This window comes from Pseudomonas sp. Emmai, from assembly GCF_055179735.1.
Genome location: NZ_CM143685.1, coordinates 2757666 through 2780719, shown reverse-complemented (window position 1 = coordinate 2780719; position 23054 = coordinate 2757666). Strand labels below are relative to the sequence as shown.

General features: G+C 61.8%; 24 protein-coding genes. 14 read left to right on the top strand and 10 right to left on the bottom strand.

Annotation, left to right across the window (positions count from 1 at the left end; translation table 11 throughout):
* The 4 genes from ACY4LX_RS12750 to ACY4LX_RS12735 form a co-directional block, all read right to left on the bottom strand.
* Entirely contained in the window at positions 1-978 is a 978-nt protein-coding gene (locus tag ACY4LX_RS12750) for an ABC transporter permease (RefSeq protein WP_123599265.1), read from the bottom strand.
* A complete protein-coding gene (locus ACY4LX_RS12745) occupies positions 975-2528 on the bottom strand; it encodes a sugar ABC transporter ATP-binding protein (RefSeq protein WP_149658834.1) in 1554 nt (517 codons plus the stop codon). Before ACY4LX_RS12745 ends, ACY4LX_RS12750 begins: the two co-directional genes overlap by 4 nt.
* Before the next feature lie 56 nt (positions 2529-2584).
* Complete coding sequence (locus ACY4LX_RS12740) at positions 2585-3538, bottom strand: substrate-binding domain-containing protein (protein WP_463260099.1); 954 nt, start codon at positions 3536-3538, stop codon at positions 2585-2587.
* Between the two features lie 194 nt (positions 3539-3732).
* Positions 3733-4197 (bottom strand): hypothetical protein, encoded by a 465-nt coding sequence (locus ACY4LX_RS12735; protein ID WP_133836994.1) that lies wholly within the window; start codon positions 4195-4197, stop codon positions 3733-3735.
* A gap of 348 nt (positions 4198-4545) precedes the next feature.
* On the opposite strand from ACY4LX_RS12735, the gene ACY4LX_RS12730 reads away from it, so the two are divergent.
* The 3 genes from ACY4LX_RS12730 to ACY4LX_RS12720 all read left to right on the top strand — a co-directional run bounded on the left by ACY4LX_RS12730 (position 4546) and on the right by ACY4LX_RS12720 (position 6775).
* Entirely contained in the window at positions 4546-5634 is a 1089-nt protein-coding gene (locus ACY4LX_RS12730) for an asparaginase (protein WP_149658836.1), read from the top strand.
* Between the two features lie 156 nt (positions 5635-5790).
* The gene (locus tag ACY4LX_RS12725) at positions 5791-6081 is read left to right on the top strand and encodes a DUF1654 domain-containing protein (RefSeq protein ID WP_149658837.1); all 291 of its coding nucleotides are present in this window, start codon (positions 5791-5793) and stop codon (positions 6079-6081) included.
* A gap of 4 nt (positions 6082-6085) precedes the next feature.
* Positions 6086-6775: an endonuclease gene (locus ACY4LX_RS12720; RefSeq protein WP_149658838.1), complete on the top strand. Its 690-nt coding sequence runs from the start codon at positions 6086-6088 to the stop codon at positions 6773-6775.
* Between the two features lie 56 nt (positions 6776-6831).
* Here ACY4LX_RS12720 and ACY4LX_RS12715 read toward each other — a convergent pair whose 3' ends face one another.
* The gene (locus ACY4LX_RS12715; RefSeq protein WP_149658839.1) at positions 6832-7734 is read right to left on the bottom strand and encodes a siderophore-interacting protein; all 903 of its coding nucleotides are present in this window, start codon (positions 7732-7734) and stop codon (positions 6832-6834) included.
* A gap of 104 nt (positions 7735-7838) precedes the next feature.
* Entirely contained in the window at positions 7839-8216 is a 378-nt protein-coding gene (locus tag ACY4LX_RS12710) for an SPOR domain-containing protein (protein WP_133836989.1), read from the bottom strand.
* 249 nt (positions 8217-8465) lie between these two features.
* Between ACY4LX_RS12710 and csrA the strand changes: the two genes are divergently transcribed.
* Complete coding sequence (gene csrA, locus ACY4LX_RS12705) at positions 8466-8660, top strand: carbon storage regulator CsrA (protein ID WP_007938114.1); 195 nt, start codon at positions 8466-8468, stop codon at positions 8658-8660.
* A 185-nt stretch (positions 8661-8845) separates the two neighbouring features.
* On the opposite strand, the gene ACY4LX_RS12700 is transcribed toward csrA, so the two are convergent.
* A complete protein-coding gene (locus ACY4LX_RS12700) occupies positions 8846-9301 on the bottom strand; it encodes a DUF2214 family protein (protein WP_149658841.1) in 456 nt (151 codons plus the stop codon).
* Between the two features lie 157 nt (positions 9302-9458).
* Here ACY4LX_RS12700 and ACY4LX_RS12695 point away from each other — a divergent pair, with 157 nt between their 5' ends.
* On the top strand, positions 9459-10169 hold the full coding sequence (locus tag ACY4LX_RS12695) for an alpha/beta fold hydrolase (RefSeq protein ID WP_463260098.1): 711 nt from the start codon (positions 9459-9461) through the stop codon (positions 10167-10169).
* A gap of 32 nt (positions 10170-10201) precedes the next feature.
* On the opposite strand, the gene ACY4LX_RS12690 is transcribed toward ACY4LX_RS12695, so the two are convergent.
* The 3 genes from ACY4LX_RS12690 to ACY4LX_RS12680 all read right to left on the bottom strand — a co-directional run bounded on the left by ACY4LX_RS12690 (position 10202) and on the right by ACY4LX_RS12680 (position 14573).
* Positions 10202-11668, bottom strand: coding sequence for a hypothetical protein (locus tag ACY4LX_RS12690; RefSeq protein ID WP_463260097.1), 1467 nt, complete (start codon positions 11666-11668; stop codon positions 10202-10204).
* A 51-nt stretch (positions 11669-11719) separates the two neighbouring features.
* Positions 11720-13945 carry a type III effector HrpK domain-containing protein gene (locus tag ACY4LX_RS12685; RefSeq protein ID WP_463260096.1) on the bottom strand — a complete coding sequence of 742 codons (2226 nt, stop codon included), beginning with the start codon at positions 13943-13945 and terminating at the stop codon, positions 11720-11722.
* A 91-nt stretch (positions 13946-14036) separates the two neighbouring features.
* A complete protein-coding gene (locus ACY4LX_RS12680; protein ID WP_149658845.1) occupies positions 14037-14573 on the bottom strand; it encodes an RNA polymerase sigma factor in 537 nt (178 codons plus the stop codon).
* A 244-nt stretch (positions 14574-14817) separates the two neighbouring features.
* Here ACY4LX_RS12680 and sctW point away from each other — a divergent pair, with 244 nt between their 5' ends.
* From sctW to sctR, 9 genes are read left to right on the top strand one after another with little or no spacing between them, the layout of a single operon-like run.
* Positions 14818-15918: a type III secretion system gatekeeper subunit SctW gene (sctW, locus tag ACY4LX_RS12675; RefSeq protein ID WP_463260095.1), complete on the top strand. Its 1101-nt coding sequence runs from the start codon at positions 14818-14820 to the stop codon at positions 15916-15918.
* Positions 15918-18017: a type III secretion system export apparatus subunit SctV gene (gene sctV / locus ACY4LX_RS12670; RefSeq protein ID WP_149658846.1), complete on the top strand. Its 2100-nt coding sequence runs from the start codon at positions 15918-15920 to the stop codon at positions 18015-18017. Before sctW ends, sctV begins: the two co-directional genes overlap by 1 nt.
* Positions 18018-18035: 18 nt before the next feature.
* Positions 18036-18983, top strand: coding sequence for an FHA domain-containing protein (locus ACY4LX_RS12665; protein WP_463260588.1), 948 nt, complete (start codon positions 18036-18038; stop codon positions 18981-18983).
* Positions 18980-20329: a FliI/YscN family ATPase gene (locus tag ACY4LX_RS12660; protein ID WP_463260094.1), complete on the top strand. Its 1350-nt coding sequence runs from the start codon at positions 18980-18982 to the stop codon at positions 20327-20329. Before ACY4LX_RS12665 ends, ACY4LX_RS12660 begins: the two co-directional genes overlap by 4 nt.
* 2 nt (positions 20330-20331) lie before the next feature.
* Complete coding sequence (locus ACY4LX_RS12655) at positions 20332-20775, top strand: type III secretion protein (protein WP_149658848.1); 444 nt, start codon at positions 20332-20334, stop codon at positions 20773-20775.
* Positions 20776-20779: 4 nt separating this feature from the next.
* Complete coding sequence (locus ACY4LX_RS12650; protein WP_463260093.1) at positions 20780-21331, top strand: type III secretion system HrpP C-terminal domain-containing protein; 552 nt, start codon at positions 20780-20782, stop codon at positions 21329-21331.
* Positions 21328-22044, top strand: coding sequence for a type III secretion system protein (locus ACY4LX_RS12645; protein ID WP_463260092.1), 717 nt, complete (start codon positions 21328-21330; stop codon positions 22042-22044). The genes ACY4LX_RS12650 and ACY4LX_RS12645 overlap by 4 nt, the downstream gene beginning before the upstream one ends.
* Positions 22034-22399 carry a FliM/FliN family flagellar motor switch protein gene (locus ACY4LX_RS12640; protein WP_463260091.1) on the top strand — a complete coding sequence of 122 codons (366 nt, stop codon included), beginning with the start codon at positions 22034-22036 and terminating at the stop codon, positions 22397-22399. The genes ACY4LX_RS12645 and ACY4LX_RS12640 overlap by 11 nt, the downstream gene beginning before the upstream one ends.
* Positions 22396-23049 (top strand): type III secretion system export apparatus subunit SctR, encoded by a 654-nt coding sequence (gene sctR / locus ACY4LX_RS12635; protein WP_133836977.1) that lies wholly within the window; start codon positions 22396-22398, stop codon positions 23047-23049. Before ACY4LX_RS12640 ends, sctR begins: the two co-directional genes overlap by 4 nt.
* The last annotated feature ends 5 nt before the right edge of the window (positions 23050-23054 follow it).

Below are 23054 nucleotides of genomic sequence, written 5' to 3'. Positions count from 1 at the left end.
TCAGGTCCGCCGGCTTGCGCGCTGACTGCGATAAGTATCCAGGACCACCGCCACCACGATAACCGCACCGGTGATGATGCGTTTGGTCGGCTCGGTCGCGCCGATCTGCGCCAGGCCGGCTGCCAGTACGGAAATGATCAATACGCCGAAGAACGTGCTGATCACCGAGCCACGGCCGCCCATCAGGCTGGTGCCGCCGATCACCACGGCGGCGATCACTTGCAGCTCCAGGCCGGAACCGGCATTCGGGTCTGCGGCTTCCAGACGGGAAATCTGGAACAGCGCGGCGATACCGGCCAGCAGGCCCATCAGGCTGAATACCAGAATCTTGTAAGGCTTTGGATTGATCCCGGCCAGGCGCACCGCTTCTTCGTTAGTGCCGATGCCGATCAGGTAACGACCGAACACGGTCCGGGTCAACACGGCCTGGGCGACGATGATGATCACAAAGGCAATGATGAACGATGGCGAAATACCGAAGGCAATCGGGTTGGACAGCCAGGCGAAAGCATCACCGATGTAAGCCGTGCGCGAGCCGGTCATCTGGTACGCCAGGCCGCGGGCCATTTCCAGCACGCCGAGAGACACGATGAACGAGGGGATCCGCCAGGCCACGGTGATCGAACCGGTAATGGTCCCGGCCAATGCCGCCACCGCCATGCCGAGCAAAGCCGCCGGCAACACGCTCCAGCCCCAGCCGAGAATCGCCACGCTGACCGCCGACGCAGCAAGTGCCAGCACCGAACCGACCGACAGGTCGATGCCACCGATGATCAGTACGAAGGTCATGCCGACCGCCAGGACCATCAAGTCCGGGATCTGATTGGCCAGGGTACTGAAGGTGTCGTACGACAGAAAATGGCTGCTCAGCACCGAGAACAGCGCGACCATCGCCAGCAAGGCACCGGCCAGGCCCAGGTAGGTGCCGAGGCCGTAAAAATTGCCACTACGTTTACCGGCAGACGTTGCAGTTTTCATGGAAGATCCCTAGGCGCTGCTTCGTTGAGCAACGCATCACGTTTTTGGTAGCCGGCAAAAGCGGCGGCAAGCAAATCATCCTGGGTCCAGCTGTCGCGCTCGAACGTGTCGATCAGACGCCCCGCCGACAACACGCCGATCCGGTCGCAAATCAGCATCAGTTCCCGCAGGTCACTGGACACCACCACCAGCGCTTTGCCCTGGCGCGTCAATTCGCCGAGCAAGGCATAGATGTCGAACTTGGCGCCGACGTCGATACCGCGGGTCGGCTCGTCGAACAACATCACCGAACAATCGCGCTCCAGCCAACGGCCGATCACGACTTTCTGCTGGTTGCCGCCGGACAGCTCGGACACCAGTTGCGTCGGGCTGGAACTGCGGATGCGCATGGCGTCGATCTGCCGCTGGGCCAGCGCCATTTCATCACCGTTGTTGACGACGCCCGCACTGGAAATCACCGGCATGTTGCCCAGGGCGATGTTGGCGCTGATCGATTGGGTCAGCAGCAGGCCTTCGCCTTTGCGGTCTTCCGTGATCAGCGCGATGCCATGAGCGACCGCGTCAGCCGGGGAACGAATGCTCACGACCTTGGCCGGCGACCCCAGCGCAACCGTGCCGCTGTCCGCCGTGTCGGCGCCGAAGATCAGGCGCAGCAACTCGGTACGCCCTGCCCCGATCAACCCGGAAATGCCGTAGATCTCGCCGGCACGGACTTCGAAAGACACGTCACGCACCTTGTCGGAACGGGTCAGCCCCTTGACCGTCAAGGCTGGCGCGCCGATCTTGCGCACGCCCATGTCCATGTGTTCGCCCAGTTCGCGACCGACCATCAGCGTGACCAGTTGCTCGCTGTTGTAGTTGGCCATCGGTTCGACGCAGACCAGGTTGCCGTCACGCAGCACCGCAATGCGCTGGGCGACGCGCGCCAGCTCTTCGAGGCGGTGGGAAATGTAGATGATCGACACGCCACGGGCTTGCAGGCGCGTGATCTGTTCGAACAGCATCTCGACCTCACGGGCCGTCAGCATCGCGGTCGGTTCGTCGAGGATCAGCACATGGCAGTCGCCGATCAGGTTGCGGGCGATCTCGACCATTTGCTGGTGCCCGATGCCCAGTTCGCCGACCAGGGTGTCCGGGTCAATCGCGTCGAGGCCGACCTGGGCCATCGCTTCGATCGCGGCTTTACGCAATTGCTTGCGGCTGATCCAGCCACCGTTGCTCGGCAGGTTATCGAGAAACAGGTTTTCCGCCACCGACAGGGTCGGCAACAGATTGAGTTCTTGCATGACCATGCGGATGCCCAGGTCTTCGGCCTGGGTGCGGCTGCCGGGGCGGTATTCCTGACCCTGGAATTGCATCTGGCCGGTGGTCGGCGTGACCAGCCCGCCAATGATCTTCGACAGGGTGCTTTTACCGGCGCCGTTCTCACCGGTCAGCGCCAGCACTTCGCCGCGCATCAGCGTCAGGTCGATGCCGGTCAGGACTGGCTGGGCATAGGTCTTACCGATACCGCTGACCGAGAGGACAGCGTTCGGGGCGGAAACTGACATAAAAACTCTCCATGCGCTCGCCCGGACGGGCGAGCGCCGTTGTGTCGCCAGAAGGACTACTTGGTGACCAGCTCTACCGGAGTTTCGATCACGCCGTTGGTGCCGCTGTCGACTTTCTCGCCCTTGATGATTTTCAGCGCAGTCTCGATACCGAACACGGCTTGCTTGGCGGCAAACTGGTCAGCGGTAGCCAGGACGCGGCCATCCTTGAGCATCGGCTTGATGGCATTGATGTTGTCGTAGCCGACCACTTGCACTTTGCCCGCCTTGCCCGCTGCGCGAACGGCGGAAACGGCACCGAGGGCCATGTTGTCGTTACCGGCCAGCAGGGCTTTCAATTCCGGGTATTCGCTGAGCATTGCGGCGGCGACTTTGTTGCCACCGTCCATTTCCCACTGGCCGGACTGCAACGAAACAACCTTGATATTGGCCGCTTCCATCGCATCCTTGAAGCCTGCGGTACGAGCCTGAGCGTTGGTAGTGGTGGACACGCCTTCGATGATGCCGACTTCGTCACCGGCCTTCAGTTGCTTGGCCAGGTATTCGCCCACCAGACGCGCGCCTTTGCGGTTATCCGGGCCTACGAAGGGAACGGTGATGTTCTTGCTCTTGACCACGTCCGGGTCAAGTTGGTTGTCGATGTTGATCACGGTGATACCGGCGTCGACGGCTTTCTTGATCACCGGCACCATGGCCTTGGAGTCAGCCGGCGCGATGACCAGCGCATTGACCTTGGCCAGGATCATTTGCTCGACGATGCGCGTTTGGCCGGCGGTATCGGTTTCGTCCTTGATCCCGTTGGAGATCAGGTCGAAATCAGCGGTATGGTCTTTCTGATAGGCCTTGGCGCCGTCTTCCATGGTCAGGAAGAATTCGTTGGCCAGGGATTTCATGACCAGCGCGACTTTAGGTTTTTCAGTGTCGGCGAAAGCCGAAGAGAGGGGCAACGCGGCGGATGCGGCAGCCAGCATAGCGACAGCGAGAAGACGTCCAGCGAATGGCAGCTTCATGGGTTCACTCCGATCTTATGATTATTGTGAGCAACGCTTGCGCTGGCGCAGGCGACAGGGCAGTCAGAGTGGATCGAGCCATCATGACTGCCGCGCAAACGTTTGCGTAGACCGAACTATGCGAACCCTGCCAGGATTTGTCAACGATCAGAAACGACCATTTTGTGCCCTGGCCGGCAAAAACGAACTATAGCTTAAGCGGTGGTATTGACCACCGATCCGGTGCTGGCACCCTTGGCCAGTTCCTTGACCAGACTGGCGGCCACTTCCAGCAAGGCGCCGTTGGTGTCGGCAATCTGCCCTTGAATCGACATGAGCACGGTGGCCTTGGCTTCCGGTGTCGGATAGGACGCCGCCTGGGCCGCAGCCAATTGCTGCTGTTGCTCGCGCAGTTGCTGTTGCAGCTCTTGCATGCGCTTGAGCAGCATTTTCACCGCCAGACTCTGGTTGCTTTTTTCTTCGGCCGCCGCCTCGGTGCCGGAGCTTTTATCCAACCCCACCGGGCCGGTCTTGACGACCTTGCTGTCTTCTTCTTTTTTAGTGCCGAGCGCTTTGTCTGCCTCGGCCTGCGCGGCCTCGTTCAGCGCACGGATCGTCGCAGCGGATTTGCCACCAATGGTGACGCCTGCGGGGTTGGGAAGACCAACTGATAACGACATGTCCACTCCTGAAAGAAAGATCCCTTTAGAGAACCATCGACCAGCGCGGCATTTTCTTTAGCACGGATTCGACATTCGGCAAGGTAATCAAATCAGCAAAGAATGTAGGCCCTTTCGGAGAACCGAACGTAAATACTCAACGTATTCGGAAACCCGGACAGCAGCTTGTTGGACTTCACTGCCGTCCGCGTAAATACTGATATAAATCATCAACTTAAAGTTTTCTCTCATTCACAGTAGCGCTGGTACAGATCCTGCTCCTTCTCGTGCACCCCAGGCGTTCAGATCCGCCGGGGGCGTATCTAGATGAACCTGCATCAGCACCGTCTCACTACTAGAGAGAAAATAATGAAATCTGCTTTCAACACCTTTATTCCGGGCGCTTTGGCCCTCCTGCTGCTCCTGCCCACCGCCCTTCAGGCAAAAGAAGCCGAAACCCAACAGAAACTGGCTAACGTCGTCGTCCTGGCCACCGGTGGTACCATTGCCGGCGCTGGTGCCAGCGCGGCCAACAGCGCCACCTACCAGGCGGCCAAGGTCGGTATCGAGCAACTGATCGCCGGCGTACCGGAACTCAGCCAACTGGCTAACGTGCGTGGCGAACAAGTCATGCAGATCGCCTCCGAAAGCATCACCAACGACAACCTGCTGCAACTGGGCCGCCGCGTGGCGGAACTGGCCGACAGCAAAGACGTCGATGGCATCGTCATCACCCATGGCACCGACACCCTGGAAGAAACCGCCTACTTCCTGAACCTGGTGGAAAAAACCGACAAGCCGATCATCGTGGTCGGCTCCATGCGTCCAGGCACCGCGATGTCGGCCGACGGCATGCTGAACCTGTACAACGCCGTGGCCGTGGCCAGCAGCAAAGAAGCACGCGGCAAAGGCGTACTGGTGACCATGAACGATGAAATCCAGTCCGGACGCGATGTCAGCAAAATGATCAACATCAAGACCGAGGCCTTCAAAAGTGCCTGGGGCCCGCTGGGCATGGTGGTCGAAGGCAAATCCTACTGGTTCCGCCTGCCGGCCAAGCGCCACACCATGGACTCGGAATTCGACATCAAGAACATCAAGAGCCTGCCTGACGTAGAAATCGCCTATTCCTACGGCAACGTCAGCGATACCGCCTACAAAGCCCTGGCCCAATCGGGCGCCAAAGCGATCATCCATGCCGGCACCGGCAACGGTTCGGTGTCTTCGCGCGTCGTTCCCACCTTGCAAGCCCTGCGCAAGGATGGCGTGCAAATCATCCGTTCGTCCCACGTCAACGCCGGCGGCTTCGTGCTGCGTAACGCTGAACAGCCTGACGACAAGTACGACTGGGTGGTGGCGCATGACTTGAACCCACAGAAAGCACGGATCCTGGCCATGGTCGCGCTGACCAAGACCAACGACAGCAAAGAGCTGCAACGGATGTTCTGGGAATACTGATCCACCCTCGCCCGACCGGTTCCGGTCGGGCACCGCTTGCGCCACTCGCCCAAATGGGTGAGTGGCTAGCGTCCAACAAAATAATCTCCAGCGTCCTACATCAAACGGAAAAAACCACTGTCAGAGGATTTTCTTGAAATTTAAGCAGTTGCGAAAATGCCTACAGTTAAATACTGTATGCACGTACAGCTTAATAAGGATAATTCCGTGGCCTCTCCCTCTGCCTCTCCTGACTCCTTTGAACGCATGGGTCTGCGCGTTCAAAAAATCATCAATTCCCAAAGTGCCCAGAAGGCCAAAGCGGCCTTGATCTTTCGCCTGCCCGACGAACCGGTGGACGAATGGGAACGCCTGCTCGAGGAAATCGACGAAAACGATAACGTCACCCTCGCCTATCGCGACGATGGCGGCGTGCAGATTTTCTGGGTTGTGCCGAAGGAAGATTGAGTCAATGAGTGTCCGTTGTTTAGCTTTGCTGCTTCTGTTCATCGCCACGGGCGCCCAGGCTGCCGCGCCCCGTACCTTCAACGAAGCCAAGAAGGTCGCCTGGAAACTTTACGCACCGCAATCCACCGAGTTTTATTGCGGCTGCAAATACACCGGCAACAAGGTGGACCTCGCCGCCTGCGGTTATGTGCCGCGCAAAAGTGCCAAGCGGGCCGCTCGCATTGAGTGGGAACACATTGTTCCGGCGTGGCAGATCGGCCATCAGCGTCAGTGCTGGCAGTCGGGCGGACGCAAGAACTGCACGCGTTACGATCCGGTTTATCAAAAGGCCGAGGCCGATTTGCACAACCTGGTGCCGAGCATCGGTGAGGTGAATGGCGACCGCAGCAACTTCAGTTTTGGCTGGCTGCCGGTGCAATCGGGTCAATACGGTTCGTGCCTGACCCAGGTCGACTTCAAGGCGAAGAAGGTCATGCCCCGCCCTTCGATTCGCGGGATGATCGCCCGGACGTATTTCTACATGAGCAAGCAGTACGGTTTGCGCTTGTCCAAACAGGATCGCCAATTGTATGAAGCCTGGAACAAGACCTACCCGGTGCAAACCTGGGAGCGTCAGCGCAATCAAAGCGTGGCGTGCGTGATGGGACGCGGCAACGAGTTTGTCGGCCCGGTGGACATGAAAGCCTGCAGTTGAATACATGCTGGAAACGCAAAGGCCTCGGGTTTTAAAACCCGAGGCCTTTGTTCGTTCTAACCGCCGACTTTGTTGTAGCGCCAGTAGCCCATCAGGTTGAGCGACTCACGGGGAATGCCGCGTTCCTTGATCAAGTACTTGCGCAGGCTCATCACCGCGACCGTCTCCCCGGCGATCCAGCCGTAGAAACCCTCACTGGCCGAGTCGGAGGTTTCCCAGAGGATGTCCCCGTCGACATCGACTGGCGCCAATTCCACTGTTTCGGATGCTTTGGAGGTCAATGTCGGCAGGTTTGCCCGCTGGACGGCCTCGACCATCAGCGACCCCGCGCCCGCGTGCCCCCGAATCAGCCATTCAACAGACAGCCCGGGCCAGTCCGGCACCGGCAAGGCATCTTCCCGGCTGTCGACTTCAAAGAAAGCCTGGGTCACCGGCGGCTCGGCCATGGCCGCCAGCTCATCGAGTATCCCGAGTGCTGCCGGCAACGCAGTTCCATCAGCGATCAGCAACACTTGCTTGAGTGCCTGAGGCGGCTTCCATTCGAAACCGCCCGCATCCTGCGCCGAAAAATGCCGATCCGGCGCGGTGATCTGGATCGAGGCGCCCGGCAGCGCACGGATGGCCCAACGGGACGCCGGGCCGGTTTCACCGTGCAACACGAAATCGATATCGACTTCGCCCTGCTCGGCACGTAAATGACGGATGGTGTAGGTGCGCATCGCCGGACGCTGGGCCACCGGCATTAAGCGGTAGCGGGCGTACCAACCATCGTCATGCGCCAGACTGGCGGGCGATCCGTCTTCTGCCGGAAAGAACAGCTTCACCCGTTGATCCGGTGCCCAGGTGGCCATTTCGGTGACCATCGGCCCGGCCAAGGTGACGCGCATCATGTGCGGGCTCAGGGTCTGTTTGCGCCGCAAGACCGCGTCGAACATTTTGTAAGGATGGGTGGAGGCCATAGGGGGAGCTCCTTCTGGGAATCGACAATGACTACGTATAGATACGAGTCACCGTGGACACCCTTTAGGATTCCCCGCTGAACGGCGCCTGAACAAATGCGCGGTTATTGCGCCGCCGGACGCTCGATGATCAGCGATTCGATGTTCATCTTTTTCGCCCGGGTCAGGGCCGCGTTCAAGTCGGCCTGGCGGGCCTCGGCCTCGGCTTTGGTAGCGAACGGACCGAGCAGGATCCGGTCCTTGCCGTTTTCCCGGACCACATTGGACACGAAGCTGTGCTCGATCAGCCAGCCGCTCAGGTCGCTGACCGCCTGGGTTGTTTCACCGCGCACTTCGAGATCCCATTGCGGACCCGCTGCAACGGCCGGTGCCGTTACCGGTGCGGAAACAGTCGCGGATGGCGTCTTTTGAGCGCTCGCATCCTTGCCTTCACCACATCCTGCCAACGCCAATACTGCGATTACCAAGGCCATTTTGCGCACAACGCTTCCCTCTGAATGCCAAAAGCGCGGATTTTAGCATTCATGAATACTTCCCGAGTGCCGCAAAATGGGCATAAAACAACGAGAATCATGGTTGCGGCCTCTGTATAGTTACGCCTTGGGAATTAATGCAGCATCTGCGCGTCAGAAAGAGGCACCCAAACCGTGAGACTTCGCACTAATCTATAACTACACCGACCTCTGCACTGTCTGAATCAGGTGCCCTACAAAGCAATCAAGGAGAAGACCATGCTGATACTCACCCGCAAAGTCGGTGAAAGCATAAACATCGGTGATGACATCACTATCACCATTCTGGGCGTTAGCGGCCAGCAAGTCAGGATCGGCATCAACGCTCCGAAAGACGTTGCCGTGCATCGCGAAGAGATCTATCAACGCATTCAGGCTGGCCTGACCGCTCCAGACAAGCCGCAAACACCCTGAATCCTGTTGCAGTCAGCAGCCAGCCCGTTCGCTTCAGCGCAATGGCTGGCTAAAGATTCATGCTCGGTATTTTGTTGAACGCTCGTCCCTCAATTCTTCCCGCATTTCGTGAGGCCGATACTAACGGCTTCGGCTACGCCATGGCTGTCAGACTTTTCGCTTTAACCCCGACGAATCCGGCACTGCTACCCGAAGGTCACCGCCCGAGCCATGCCGGTGGCCGCAATCACCATCAGCATCAACAACAACGCTTCGACATGGCTGATGCGGGCGAACAGTTTCGCCCGCCCCAAATCAATTGCCGTGCCCCGCCCCAAGGCGATCCGCCACTTGATCAAGGTGATCATCGGCGCCAGCTCGAGCAGCAGGATGATCACGAACAGCGTCATCTTGAGGTGAAACAGCGGCTGATGCAGGTAATAGTCGGTGCCTTTTTCATACCCGCCAAACGCCCGCATCAAACCGGTGACCAGCAATATCCCCGCCGAAATCCCCCACACGTTATCGGCCACCAGCACGTTGCGGACCGGCGCCGTGCCTGCGGCCAGGCGGCTTAAAGCCGTGCCTCGGGTCAGCACGCCCCAGAGGCCCATGGCAAATGCCAAGAGGTGGATCGCCGCAAGAAACCAGTGAAACAACATAAGGAAGCTCCTGACAGGGAAATGGAAAAGGGCTTGTCAGTAGTAGCCCAAAACCTGGAGATCTGCCTGCCAGCGTCCCACAGAAAAAGAGGCCCATTCTGACCAGCATGCGCTGAGTCAAATGGGCCAGAATGGCGACTCGCCAAGGAAGGAACACATGGACCGATCAAACCTGCCGACGCTTGTCCTGCTGCCGGGAATGGATGGCACAGGTGAACTGTTCGAACCGTTCGTGTCAGCCCTCGGGCACGCCTGCGACGTCATTGTCGTGACCTACCCCAGCGACATCCCGCTGAGTTACGAGGAACTGCAAGCCCTTGCCAGGAAGTCGCTGCCCACCGACCGCCCGTTCGTGCTGCTCGGTGAGTCCTTCTCGGGACCGATCGCCCTCGCCCTCACGGCTTTACGCCTGCCGCAGCAAGTCGGGCTGGTGCTCTGCTGCACGTTTGCCCGAAACCCGCGACCGCTGTTCAATCGTTTGAGCTGGCTGGTCAACCTCCTGCCGATTGGCGCCGTGCCTGCCGGGTGGTTCAGCCCACTGCTGCTCGGTCGATTCTCCACCCCTGCCTTGCGCATGGCCCTGAGCCGAGCGATCAATCAGGTCAGCCCCTCGGTAATGCGCGCACGACTGCGGTCGGTGCTCGGCGTCGATGTGTCGGCGCAGCTTGCCCACATCGAGGTGCCCACGGTGTATCTACGTGCCACCCGGGACCGCGTGGTGCCCGAGGCTGCCGCGCGGCGGATCGTGGAACAGAAGCCGCACGTGCAAGTGCTCGACGTCAACGCGCCGCACTGCCTGCTTCAGGCAGCACCCGATGAAGCGGCGAGCCTCGTCATCGGGTTTCTGCAAGCGCGGCAAACCGGTTGAAGTCCCCGGTGCTTGCACATCCGGGCGTTGCGTCAGGCCGGGTTACCATTGGGAGGATCCTGGCGTCGGCGCAACCCCGAACGCTCGGCCAGCTCGCCCACCCTGTCGGCCCCGGAACGCGCCACATTGCCAAGCGCTGTCGTGCCGGAGTCGTAGGCTTCCCCGATGGCCGTCGTGCCAGAGGTGTAGGCATCACCAATCGCTGTGCCGGCCTCGGCCAAGCCTGCCTTGGCCGAGTCATAGGTGTCGCCGGCAAACTTGCCGGTGGCCTTCGCCCCGGTCTCAATGCCTTTCTGGGCACCGTCCGCCAGTTTCTGCGCCTTGGGTGGAATGTCTTCCTGAATCACCTTGACGCCTTTGTCCGTCGCTTTTCCGGCCAGCACACCCGCGGCACCGTAGGCGGCGAAGGTCAATGCCGAACCCGCGACGTTGACCGCATGGTCCGCTGCGGCAACGGCCCCCGCCGGCAACCCGTGACTGAGCGCCGCGGTCTTGGCCGCGTTTCGCGCCATGCTCGTCAACGCGAAACCGCCTGCCAACGCACCGCCATTAGTCAGGAGGTTGCCGCCTTCAAAAACCTTGCGCACAGAACTCAAGGTATCGGTCGCAACGTCCAGGGGAAATTTGGCGGCGCGTTTGGCGCCGTTGATGTATTGCCGGGAGGGACTGCAATCTCTCAGTTCAATGATTTGCTTTTCCCAGTCTTTACGCCCGAACAACTGCGCCCCACCGACCAGACCTGCGGCTTTTTGATGTTTATGCATGAGCATGGCATAGCCAGAGCCGGCAGCCATGCCGCCCAACGAACCAATGGCCGTATCTGCCGCCGCAGCAGCCTTGGGCCCGACCGTGGCATTGAGCGATGCCGCGACAGCCAGGCGCGCGACGTTACGCACGGTAAAGGTCTGCAGTGCCGTGGCGCTTTGCCCGGCCTGCTTGAGCGGATTGGCCTCGGTCTTGGTCTTCTGCGAGGCGGCCATGATGTCCTCAAGCTTGTCGGCCGGCGCCTTGAGCCACATCGAATCTTCGGTCGCCTTGGTCAGCAGCCCCGCGCCCACCACATCGGCCGCCCCCGACATGGCCCCGGCAATGAAACCGGTATAGCCCGGATTCCCGACAGCATCGGCCGTCACCCCGGGCACTTTGTCGAGCACCACGGTCACCACGCCGAACGGCAAGCCGCCCACGGCGCCCTGGGTCGGAACCGTCACCCGGTCCATGCGTTCGGCCTTGTCCAGCAACAGATCGACCGCGTTCGAGTCAATCCCCATTTCATGCAGCTTGTTGGCCCGCCCCTGCACCAACGCATCCATCTGAGCACCGTTTTCTTCGGTGCGGTCCCCCCTGAACAACTCGGTCATTTTTGCTTTCAGGTCTGTCAGGGCCTGTGGCTCGCCGTTGGTTATCGCCGTGGCAGCGCTGGCGGAAGTGGAGGCGCCGAGCGGCTGCATTTCGTGTTGAAGCAAAGGCTGCGTGCGGCTGGGAGATATCGAGTCCATGGTCAATCCTCGTGTGTGTTTTCAATAATCGGGCATCAGAAAAGAAGTCGATCAGTGCGCCTTGGGAATACCAAACTGCTCCAGGGTGGGATCGACGTTGTGGTCGAAATGCTTTTGCGCGGTGTGTTTCTTCACCGCCTCGATGATCGCAGCGATGCCGAAACCAATACTCATGGCCGCGTCGATCACCCAACCGACGGGCCCGGCCGCCGCGCCGATGGCCGACGCCGCCGCCAGCCCCGCCGCCTCGCCCGCCACGGCCCCGGCGATCCGTCCACCGATGGAGCCAGCCATGCGGCCGAGTCCGGCCGACGCTTCACGGCCGGCCAGCTTGCGCACCGCATCGACGCCATCCTTGGCCGACGAGAGGCCTTGTTTGGTGTTGTCGTAGGCGTCCTTGACTTGTTGGGCCTTGTTTTTCGGGGCCACGGCATCGGACACCGAACCGGACCGCCCTGCGCCGTCACCGGCGTTTTCCAGCAGCTCGCGACCTTTTTTCGATTGCTGCAACTGGCCGACGGTGGCGTCGACATAACTGGCCTGCTGCCCCTGGACGAAGCTCTGCGGCAGCACCGCGTCATACGCGGCTTTCTGTGCATCACTGGTTTGCAGGGACTGGCCGGCGTCGGCCTTTTTCTGCCCCAGCAATTGCTTGAGCGAGCCGCCTTCACTGAAGTTGTTGACGTAGGACTGTTGCAACTTGCCCTGGACGTCCGGCTGGTTGCCGACCACTTGCGCGGCCGTCGGCAGGTTGGCCTCGGGGCCGAGCAGGTCCTGCTGCATTTGCAGTTGCGCCGATAGCCCGCCAAGGGCGGTGCTGTAATCGGGATTGGCGTCTTTCTTTGCGCGCTTGTCGGCACTGTTCATGTCGTTGCGCAGGGCCTGGCCACTGACCACGTTTTGCAATTGGCTTTTCACCGCTTTTTCCAGGGACGGGTCGCTGGCCACCAGCGCGCGTTCCTGACTGGGAATGGCCTGGTTCATGTAGGCCTGCACGTCGGGATCGTCCTGCAACTGGCCGATCTTTTGCGCCAGGGCCTCTTCAGTCTTGCCGGTCTTGCGCAGATCAGAACCGGCCACCACGCTCTGCTGGGTCTGTTGCAACTTGACCATCACCGCGGCTTTCTGGGCGCCGGTGTAGTTCTCCGGTTGCTCGAACACCTCTTTCCCCAGTTTGCTGATGTCCGTGCCCGCGACGGCGTTCAGGGTCGCCGCGTCGCTGAGCATTCCGGCGAACTCGCCGCCATTGGTCGGGGCCTGGTTCTTGATCCAGTTGCTGATGTTCGCCGCGTCGAATTTCTGGTCCGGGCCATGGGTGGCCAGGTCCCGACCTTTGAGGCCGCCCTGATCGAGCATGTTCAGCAGGCCCGGTTGCGACCAGGTTTTCGACGCTTGCTTGAGCGGCCCGGCGAGCCCGGGGTTGTTGTCCTGCAAGGCTTTCAAACCCTCGGCGTCCATGTACTGATCGACTTTGGTCTCGCCCTCCGCGCCCGCCGCATGCTTGGGGCTGGCGGCGTTGGCCAGCGGGCCGTTGGCTTGCAGCAATGAGGCCGAGCGCACCATCTGCAACGACTGGGGATCCGCATTGGGGTGGTCTTTCTGATAATTCGCCAGGCCTTTGTCGGCGTTATCCGCCGCGCCTTGCATCTTCTTGGCAAACGCCTTGAGGTCGCCGTCGGTGATTTTGCCGTCGGCCTTGCCACCGTGCTTGCCGGTATCCACGGCGGTTTTCAGCGCCGGATTGTCATTGATGAACTTCATCGCCTTGGCCGCGTCCGGGCCTTTTTCCGTGGCCATCAGGGCCGCGGCGATGGGTCGATTGAGTTCCTTGGCCGCCTGTTCCCGTTGCTCCGGCGGCAGGTCCGCCACCAGTGGTGCCCAGCGCTCGAGTTCCTTGGGCGAGGAGTATTTCGAGTCGTCGAGCAACTGCGCTTCGGGACTGGTCGTCGCCGCCGGGTCGGAAGCTGTGGCATCGCTCGTTGCCGTGGCGCTGGCCGTGCGGGTCGCGGGCGTGACATCAGTGAGCGGCCGTGCGGGCGTGGTGCGTTCATCGCCGCCGAGCAAACGCTTCATCACCAGCCCCAACAGGTTCGGCGATTGGGCGTCTTGGGCCGGGCTGGCCAGGGTCTGGGACCCGGCCTGTTGACCGAACTGCACACCGCCACCCGGCGCGGAAAAGGCACTGGGCCTGGCATTCTCCGCCATGGGCCGCAACGGCCTGTCGCCGCCCAACGAGGGAGAGCCAGTGCCAGGTAACGGTGTGTTGGAAATGCGCATGAGGGGTCGCCATTTTCAGTCGGACAGTGCCGATGTGTGGCATGACCGGCGCAAACGGTTCCAATCTGCGCGCAATGAAATCCCCCGACGCTCAAAAAACACAGGGCACACTGCGCTTGAGTTGCTCCCGCGCCCGGGACAGCCGCGAGCGCACGGTGCCGATGGGCACGCCCAGGCTCGACGCGGTGTCTTGATAGTTGCCGTCCATTTCCAGGCTGACCCGCAGCACTTGTTGCATGGTCATCGGCAAGGTGCCAATCGCGCGGACCACCCGCGCCAGTTGCCGGTGATCATGCACCTGGGCGCCGATGTCGCTGCCATCGCTGACTTCCTGCTCCTCGCGGTCCTCCCAGCTTTCCTGGAACGGCTGTTTGTACAGTTTGCGAAAGTGGCTGCGGATCAGGTTCAAGGCGATGCCGCACAACCAGGTTTGCGGCTGGGAGTCGTAACGAAATTTATGCTCGTTGCGCAGCGCTTCGAGGAACGTGCCCTGGAGGATGTCCTCCACATCGTCGAGGTTCATCACCCGTTTCTTGATGAAGATTCTTAGCTTGTGCACCTGCTCGGTACTGAGCTGGCGGAGGCCGGAAACAGGTGCTGGACAGGTCATCGAATTGCTGGAAAGCATCGCTATAAACCATTTCAGGATATGTCCCAGAGCTATAGCGATATGTATGCCAATTGATACATCTTCATAACCACATGATTTTTAACGATTTTAAAAACTGTTGCGGATGATGTCTGTGCAAGTTCTTGCACAAGCCGATTGGATCCAATACCGCAACTGGCACACCGGCCCTGTTTGCCATCGCAATGGAACCGGATGGCCAGGACCGGCCACTCACTGCGCATATCCCTGACAGACATGCGCCATGAAGATCGCGGCTCCGAACATTCCACATGTCCAGCAACCGACCCCGGCGACGCCTGTCCGGTCGGCGGCGCTGCTTGCCCAGAGCACGCCGCCGACCAATCAAGGCACCGCCACGCAGCAGGTCACGCGATTCGCCTCGGCGCTGATTCAGCAAAGCCGCACGCTGAGCCAACGCGACCTGATGGCCAGTACCAACGCACTGCAATCCAAGGCCGTGAAGCTGGGCGAGCTGTATCAGTTGTTGATGGGCAGCCAGGACAAGGGCCTCGACAGCGCCGCGCGGGAACTGCGCAAGCAGCTCAAAAACCAGACCCCGAGCCTTGCGCAAGTTTTGGCATTGAGTGGCGACGACGCGGCCAAGGCCCATGTGATGCTCCAGGCGGCCTCGCGCCAGGCCTATAACGAAGGGGCCAGCGGTGAACATGTCAGCCTCAATCAGCAACTCAAATTGCTGCGGCGCGAACACGGCAATAAGGCCCAGGCCGGGATCAACACCGCCCGGGCGTTTGCCAAGTCCAGCCTCAACCCGCGACGCCGGCAAACCCTGCGCGATTTGTACTATTCAGGGGTGGTCGGCCAGCAAAGCATCTCCGGGCTGATCGACACCTTGCTCGGCCAGGACGAAGGCGAACGCCAATTCGCCCCGACCCTGCGCGACCTGCGCGGCGCCATCGCCGATGACCTGGCGGCCCTCAGCCCGTCGAGCACCCAGCAGCAGTTGCGCAATCTTATGCACGGCCTGAACACGGCCCGGCATGTCGCGACCCTGTTGCAAACCAGCGAACACTTGCTGGGCCGCATGCGCGGCAAGAACCCCGCGCTGCAATTGAATGCGCCGACGTTCCTCAAGCACCTGCTGACGCTCTCGGGCAAAGGCATGAACCTGCACGAAACCCTGCAACTGACGCAATTTGTCGGCGGCAAACACCTCAAGCACCAACTGGCCTTTCTCAACGGTCTGCGCCCGATGCTGCAGCAGTTGCCCATTCTGTTATGGCGCGACCTCAAGGCCCGCCAGACCGCCCTGGGCAACTTGCTGACGCTGATGGCGGAGCTCACCCGTCAAGAGCAAAACCCGACCCAGGGGAACACTGCCTGATGCAATGGATTATCAACGCGCTCAATCAGATCGCCCTGGCGGCCATGCGGCGCTCGGAGATCGTGGGCGCGTTTGTCGTGCTCGCCATCGTATTCATGATGATTACCCCGCTGCCCACCTGGCTGGTGGACATCCTGATCGCCATCAACATCTGCATTTCCTGCCTGCTGATCATGCTGGCCATGCACTTGCCGCGCCCGCTGGCATTCTCGACCTTCCCCTCGGTGTTGCTGATCACCACGATGTTTCGCCTGGCGCTGTCGATTTCCACCACGCGCCTGATCCTGCTGGACCAGGACGCCGGGCACATCGTCGAGGCGTTCGGGCAGTTCGTGGTCGGCGGCAACCTGGCGGTGGGCATGGTGATTTTCATGATCCTCACCGTGGTCAACTTCCTGGTGATCACCAAGGGCTCGGAACGGGTGGCGGAAGTCGGCGCGCGGTTCACCCTCGACGCCATGCCCGGCAAGCAGATGTCCATCGACAGCGACTTGCGCGCCAACCTGATCAGCGTTCACGAAGCCCGGCGCCGGCGCTCGGAACTGGGCAAGGAAAGCCAGTTGTTCGGGGCCATGGACGGGGCGATGAAATTCGTCAACGGCGATGCCATCGCCAGCCTGATCATCGTCGCGATCAACATGATCGGCGGGATCGCCATCGGCGTGATCCAGCACGGCATGACCGCAGGCGACGCGGTGCAGCTGTACACCGTGCTGACCATTGGCGACGGTTTGATCGCGCAGATTCCGGCGCTGCTGATTTCCGTGACCTCGGGGATGATCATCACCCGGGTGTCCAACGACAACCCAGGAGTGGAAGCCAACATCGGCCGCGAGATCGCCGAGCAGATCACCAGCCAGCCCAAGGCCTGGATCATTGCCTCGGTGGCGATGCTCGGTTTCGCCGCGATGCCGGGGATGCCGACGGCGGTGTTTATCGTCATCGCGATCATTTGCAGCCTGGGCGGTGTGTTGCAAATGCAACGGGCCAAGCCCAAGTCGAGCCAGGACCAACCGGTCGCCGTGGCGCCGGAGGACAACGGCAACGAAGACCTGCGCACCTTTACCCCGAGCCGGCAGTTCTTGTTGCAATTCCACCCCCAGCAGAACCGGGCGCAGATTGAAGCGCTGGTCAGCGAAATCCGCCAGCGGCGCAATCGCCTGGTGGTGCATTACGGCCTGACCCTGCCCTCGTTCATCATCGAAACCGCCGAGCACCTGGCGCCGGACGAATTCCGTTTTTCGGTCTATGAAGTGCCGATGCTCAAGGCCACGTTCAATCAGACCCACGTCGCCATCGACGTCGATACCCTGGACGCCGGGCAGTACGAGCAAGCGGTGGCCGGCAGTCTCGACCGCCAGGAAAGCCAATGGCTATGGTTGCCAGCCGACGCCGCGCAGTTGCAGGACAACCCGGTGGAAACCATCAGCGCCGGCACCCTGATTGTCGAGCGTATGGAGCGCGCCTTGCAGGCCTGCGGGCCGCAGTTCATCGGGTTGCAGGAAACCAAGGCGATCCTCGGCTGGCTCGAATCCGAGCAACCGGAACTCGCCCAGGAAATGCAACGGGTGCTGCCGCTGGCGCGCTTCTCCTCGGTGCTGCAACGCCTGGCGTCCGAATGCGTGCCGTTGCGGGCGATCCGGGTGATTGCCGAAACCCTGATCGAACACGGTCAGCACGAACGCGACATCACCGCCCTCACCGACTACGTGCGCATCGCCCTCAAATCGTTGATCTACAACCAGTACTGCGGCGCCAACGGTTTGCTGGTGTGGCTGCTGACCCCGGAAAGCGAAGGCATCCTGCGCGACAGCCTGCGCCAGACCCAGACCGAAACCTTCTTTGCCTTGAGCAACGGCTCGAGCCTGCAACTGGTGCAGCAATTGCGCATCGCCTTCCCCCTGCGCACCGCCGAACGCGCCGTGCTGCTGGTCGCCCAGGACTTGCGCAGCCCGTTGCGCACCTTGTTGCAGGATGAATTCCACCACGTGCCGGTGCTGTCCTTCGCCGAGATCAGCAACGTCGCCGAAGTGAAAGTGATGGGCCGTTTCGATCTCGACGATGACCAGCAAGCTTTGGAGGACGACTATGCGGCCTGATGCCTGGAGACTGTCGTGATGTTTGAGCTGCGGGTATTGAGTGGCCTGCACCAGGGCGCCGCGTTGCCGTTGATTGGCGAACAGTGGCTGATCGGTGCCGATGCCGAGCATGATCTGGCGCTGTACGACCCGGGCGTCGCCGCCCTGCATTGTCGGCTGACACGCACCGAGGACGGCTGGCAGTTGAAGGCCGAAGACAGCCTGATCAACGACGAAGAAGGCCATGCGCGCACAGTGACCGAACTGGCTCCGAACCAGACCTTCGCCCTGGGCAATGTCTGGTTGAGCCTGTCGGCGGCCGAGCAGGATTGGCCGCTGGTGCCCGTGGTCGCACCGAGCGAAACCCCTCAGGACAGCGCCGAACAATCGCCGCCACTGGTGAACGTTTCGGGACGCTCGACACGCTTCGACCGCATCGGCGCGGTGATCGTCGGCGTGCTGGTGGGCATCATGGGCAGCGCCTGGGGCTTGAGCCGCAGCACCAGCCCACCGAGCGAGGCCATCGCCGCGCCCGTCGCCGCCATTGCCGCGCCCGCCCCGACAAAAACCACCGCAGTGGCGTCACCGTCGAAAGTGAAATTGGCCAGCCGCGACGTGGTCCGGCGCCAGCTCAACGCACTGCTCAGCGACCGCCTGTTGACCGACGTCAGCGTCGAAGACAGCGGTGAAGGCCTGGCCCTCAAGGGTGGCCTCAAAGACGATGCGCTGCTGGTTTATCAACGCATGCTGCAACGCTTCAACGAACGCTACGAACTGCCGGTGCCGTTGCTCGACGAGGTCGCCACGGCGGGTGTCGGCCTGCCGTTCGTGATCGTGCAGATCATCAGCGGCACCAACGCCCACCTGGTCACCAGCGAGGGCCAGCGCCTGTACATCGGCGATGTGCTGAACGGCCTGCGCCTGAGCCGGATCGACGAGCAACGCATCGAATTCGATGGCGAGCGGCACGTCGAGGTGCGCTGGTGAGCACCGCCCTGGCGCAATGGACCCGCGAGCAAACCACGCGGCTGTCGAACTGTTCGGCGGTGCGCATCAGTGGCCGGGTGTCGGCGGTCAACGGCATCCTGCTCGAATGCCAGGTGCCCGCCGCGAAGATTGGTGATTTGTGCGAAGTGGGCAAGGCCGATGGCAACAGCATGCTCGCCGAGATTGTCGGTTTCACCCCGCAATGCACCTTGCTCAGCGCCCTCGGCACGCCGGACGGGATCCAGGTCGGCGCGCGCATCCGGCCGCTGGGCATGGCCCACCGCATTGGCGTCGATGACCGTTTGCTCGGCCGCGTGCTCGACGGTTTCGGCCGGCCACTGCTGGGGGATGGCGACGGCGCGTTTGCCGGGCCGTATGACCGGCGCACCACCACCCCGGTGATCGCCGACGCCTTGCCGCCGATGCAAAAACCGCGGATCAGCACGGCGCTGCCCACCGGCATACGTGCCATCGACAGCGCCATCCTGCTCGGCGAAGGGCAACGGGTGGGGCTGTTCGCCGGGGCCGGTTGCGGCAAGACCACGTTGCTGGCGGAGATGGCGCGCAACATGGATTGCGATGTGATCGTGTTCGGTTTGATCGGTGAGCGCGGGCGCGAGCTGCGCGAATTCCTCGACCATGAACTGGACGACACCCTGCGCCAGCGATCAGTGCTGATCTGCGCCACGTCCGACCGCTCCAGCATGGAACGCGCCCGCGCGGCGTTCACCGCCACCGCCATCGCCGAGGCCTTCCGCAAACGCGGGATGAAGGTTTTGCTGCTGATCGACTCCTTGACGCGGTTTGCCAGGGCCCAGCGCGAAATCGGCCTCGCCGCCGGCGAACCGTTGGGCCGTGGGGGTTTGCCACCATCGGTGTACACCTTGCTGCCGCAACTGGTGGAGCGCGCCGGCATGAGCGAAAACGGCTCGATCACGGCGATCTACACGGTGCTGATCGAACAGGATTCGATGAACGATCCGGTGGCCGACGAAGTGCGCTCGTTGCTCGACGGCCATATCGTGCTCTCGCGCAAACTCGCCGAGCGCGGGCATTACCCGGCCATCGATGTGCCGGCCAGCATCAGCCGGATTCTCAGCAACGTCACCGGCCGCGAACACCAGCAAGCCAACAATCGCCTGCGCCGGTTGATGGCGTCCTATCGGCAAGTGGAGATGCTGCTGCGCCTGGGGGAATACCAGCCCGGGTCCGACCCGGTGACCGATTGCGCGGTGCAACTCAACGACGCCATCAACGACTTTCTGCGCCAGGACCTGCGTGAACCGGTGCCGCTGGAAACCACCTTGGAACTGCTCATGCACATCACCTCGCAGTTGCCGGGTTGAGCATGGACGACGAACTCGAAGTGGACCCGGACCGCGCCGCCCTGGAGCACGTGATCGGTGTGCTGACGCCCTTGCGCCAACACCGCCAGGCCCGTGCCGAGCGCGCCCAGCGTCTGTTGCAGGACGAGTTGCAGGCGATGCACGAACAGCTGCGGCTCACCGAACAATCGTGGGTGCAGGAACGGGACAACCAGAAGGTCCGGCGTCAGCAGTTGTCCGCCGCGCACCTGGAAAAAACCATGGCGCTGGATGCCGTCGACCGCTGGCATGACAAGGAACGCCGCATGCTCGATCGCCTCGCCTACATCCGCCAGAACGCCAACCAATTGCGCTATGGCATCGAGCAGCAACACCTGCGCATCGAACAAGCGCGACTGGAAGCCAAGGCCCGCCAGCGCGCCGTGGAAAAACTCGCTTGCATGAGCGAGGCCCTGAATGAGGAATGAGCCGTTGAACGCACCGATCCAGCACCCGGCACCGCGTCCGCCACAGAAACCGGCACCGGCGGCGATCCAGCCCCGTACCGACACTCCAGCGGCGGCCAATTCGCAGCCTCGGCGCAATGAACCGGAGCGCAGCCGTTTGGTGGACAGTCGACTGATTCCGGGCCGCGACAGCACCCGTCACCTGGATGCCGACGGGTTGTTCTTCGAGCAACTGTTGCTGCCGTCGGGCAGCGGCAAGGGCGATCAGTCCGGCGCCGGTGGCGGTAGCCATTTCAACATGTTCGCCCCGGCCGACGGAGTGCCGACGCAGTTGATCGATGAACTGGCGCTGCAACTGCCGGCCTACGGCAGCCGCCCGTTCAGCGCCACGTTACTGATGCCCAACCTGGGCAAAGTTCAGGTGCGGGCGAACAAGCGTGACAGCCGTTGGGCGATCGAACTGGGCTTTGAGCGCAGCGACGTGCTGACGCGTTTGAGCGCCCGCCATCAAGCCTGCGAAGACGCGTTTGCCGACGCGCTGGGGCAGGACGTCGACCTGTCGATGGGGGCCGCATGAAGTCGCTGACCCTGCGCCAGGTGACGTCGAACGTCGCTGCGGCGAGTCGCTTGTTGGGCCGTGGTTGCTGGCTGGATTTTTCCAGCGCGGAGGATGACGGGCGTCTGACCCTGAGCCCGCTGCCGTCCTTCGATAACGCGGCCAGCGTGCCGTTCGGCAGCGCCCGTGGCCTGTTGCGCCTGGGCAATGCCGATGCGCTGCTGAGCCTGTTCGGCACCGCGCCGGTGGTGTGCGCCGGGCCGATGCAGCCCTGGTATTGGCAATACGTGAATCAACAACTGAGCCCGACTTTGGCCGGACTGTTCGCGCCGCTTGAACCCCTCGACGGCGTGGATGAACCGCTGCCCGAACGCTTCGATTGCCGCCTCACCGTGCAACGGGCCGGCGAAACCGTCCACGGCGTGTTGAGCTGCGGCGCCGACACCCTGCTGCGGCTGTTAGACGCCGCCCCGTGGCAGGCCATCGAACACCCGCTGCCGGTGGATTGGCCGCTGCACTACCCGGTGGTGCTCGGCCGCCTCAGCCTGACGATTCAGCAATTGAGCTCGCTGCGGGTGGGCGATGTGGTGCTACCCAACGCGCCGGGTTTCGACAGCGAAGGACACGGCCACCTGCGCCTCGGCGCCCGTGATTGGGTGGTCGATGCCCAGGCGCTCGACAGCAATTTGCAACTGCGGCTGATCCGCGAAAAGGACCTCCACGATGGACAATGACCCGCTGTACGAAGACGCGTTGCCGCTGATTGACGGTGACGTCGCCGAAGCCGAGATCGACGTGGCCGAGCCCGTCGACGAACCAGCGCTGGACGAATCGATGGCCCCGGACCCGGTCCTGACCTCCTCGCCCCTGGCCGGGCTCAGCCTCGAGCTGACAGTGCGCAGTGGCGGCGTCAACCTGAGCCTGGAAGCCCTGCAACGCCTGGCGCCGGGTTCGGTGCTGGACGTGGCCGGCGTGGCGCCCGGCGAAGCCACCCTGTGCCATGGCGAGCGCGTGGTCGCCCACGGCGAACTGGTGGACATCGACGGTCGCCTCGGCCTGCAAATTACTCGCGTGGTATTCGACCGATGATCATGGAGGGGATGAACCCGATCATGCTCGCGCTGCTGCTGGGCGCGTTGTCATTGGTCCCGCTGTTTTTGATCGTCTGCACGGCGTTCCTGAAAATCTCCATGGTGCTGCTGATCACCCGCAACGCCATCGGTGTGCAACAAGTGCCGCCGAACATGGCGATGTACGGCATCGCCCTGGCCGCGACGCTGTTCGTCATGGCCCCGGTGGCGCACGAAATCCAGCAGCGGGTGCAGGACAACCCGCTGGAAATGGGCACCACGGCAAAACTCCAGGTCAGCGCCAACACGGTGATGGAGCCGATCCAGCGCTTCATGAGCCGCAACACCGACCCGGATGTGCAGGCGCATTTGCTGGAAAACACCCACCGCATGTGGCCGGCCGAAATGGCGGAAAAAGCCAGCAGCAACGACCTGCTGCTGGCGATCCCGGCGTTCGTGCTCTCGGAGTTGCAGGCCGGGTTCCAGATCGGCTTTCTGATCTACATCCCGTTCATCGTCATCGACCTGATCGTCTCCAACCTGCTGCTGGCGCTGGGTATGCAAATGGTCTCGCCCATGACCATTTCGCTGCCGCTCAAGCTGTTGCTGTTCGTATTGGTGCAGGGTTGGTCGCGGCTGCTCGACAGTCTGTTTTATTCCTATATGTGAGGCCC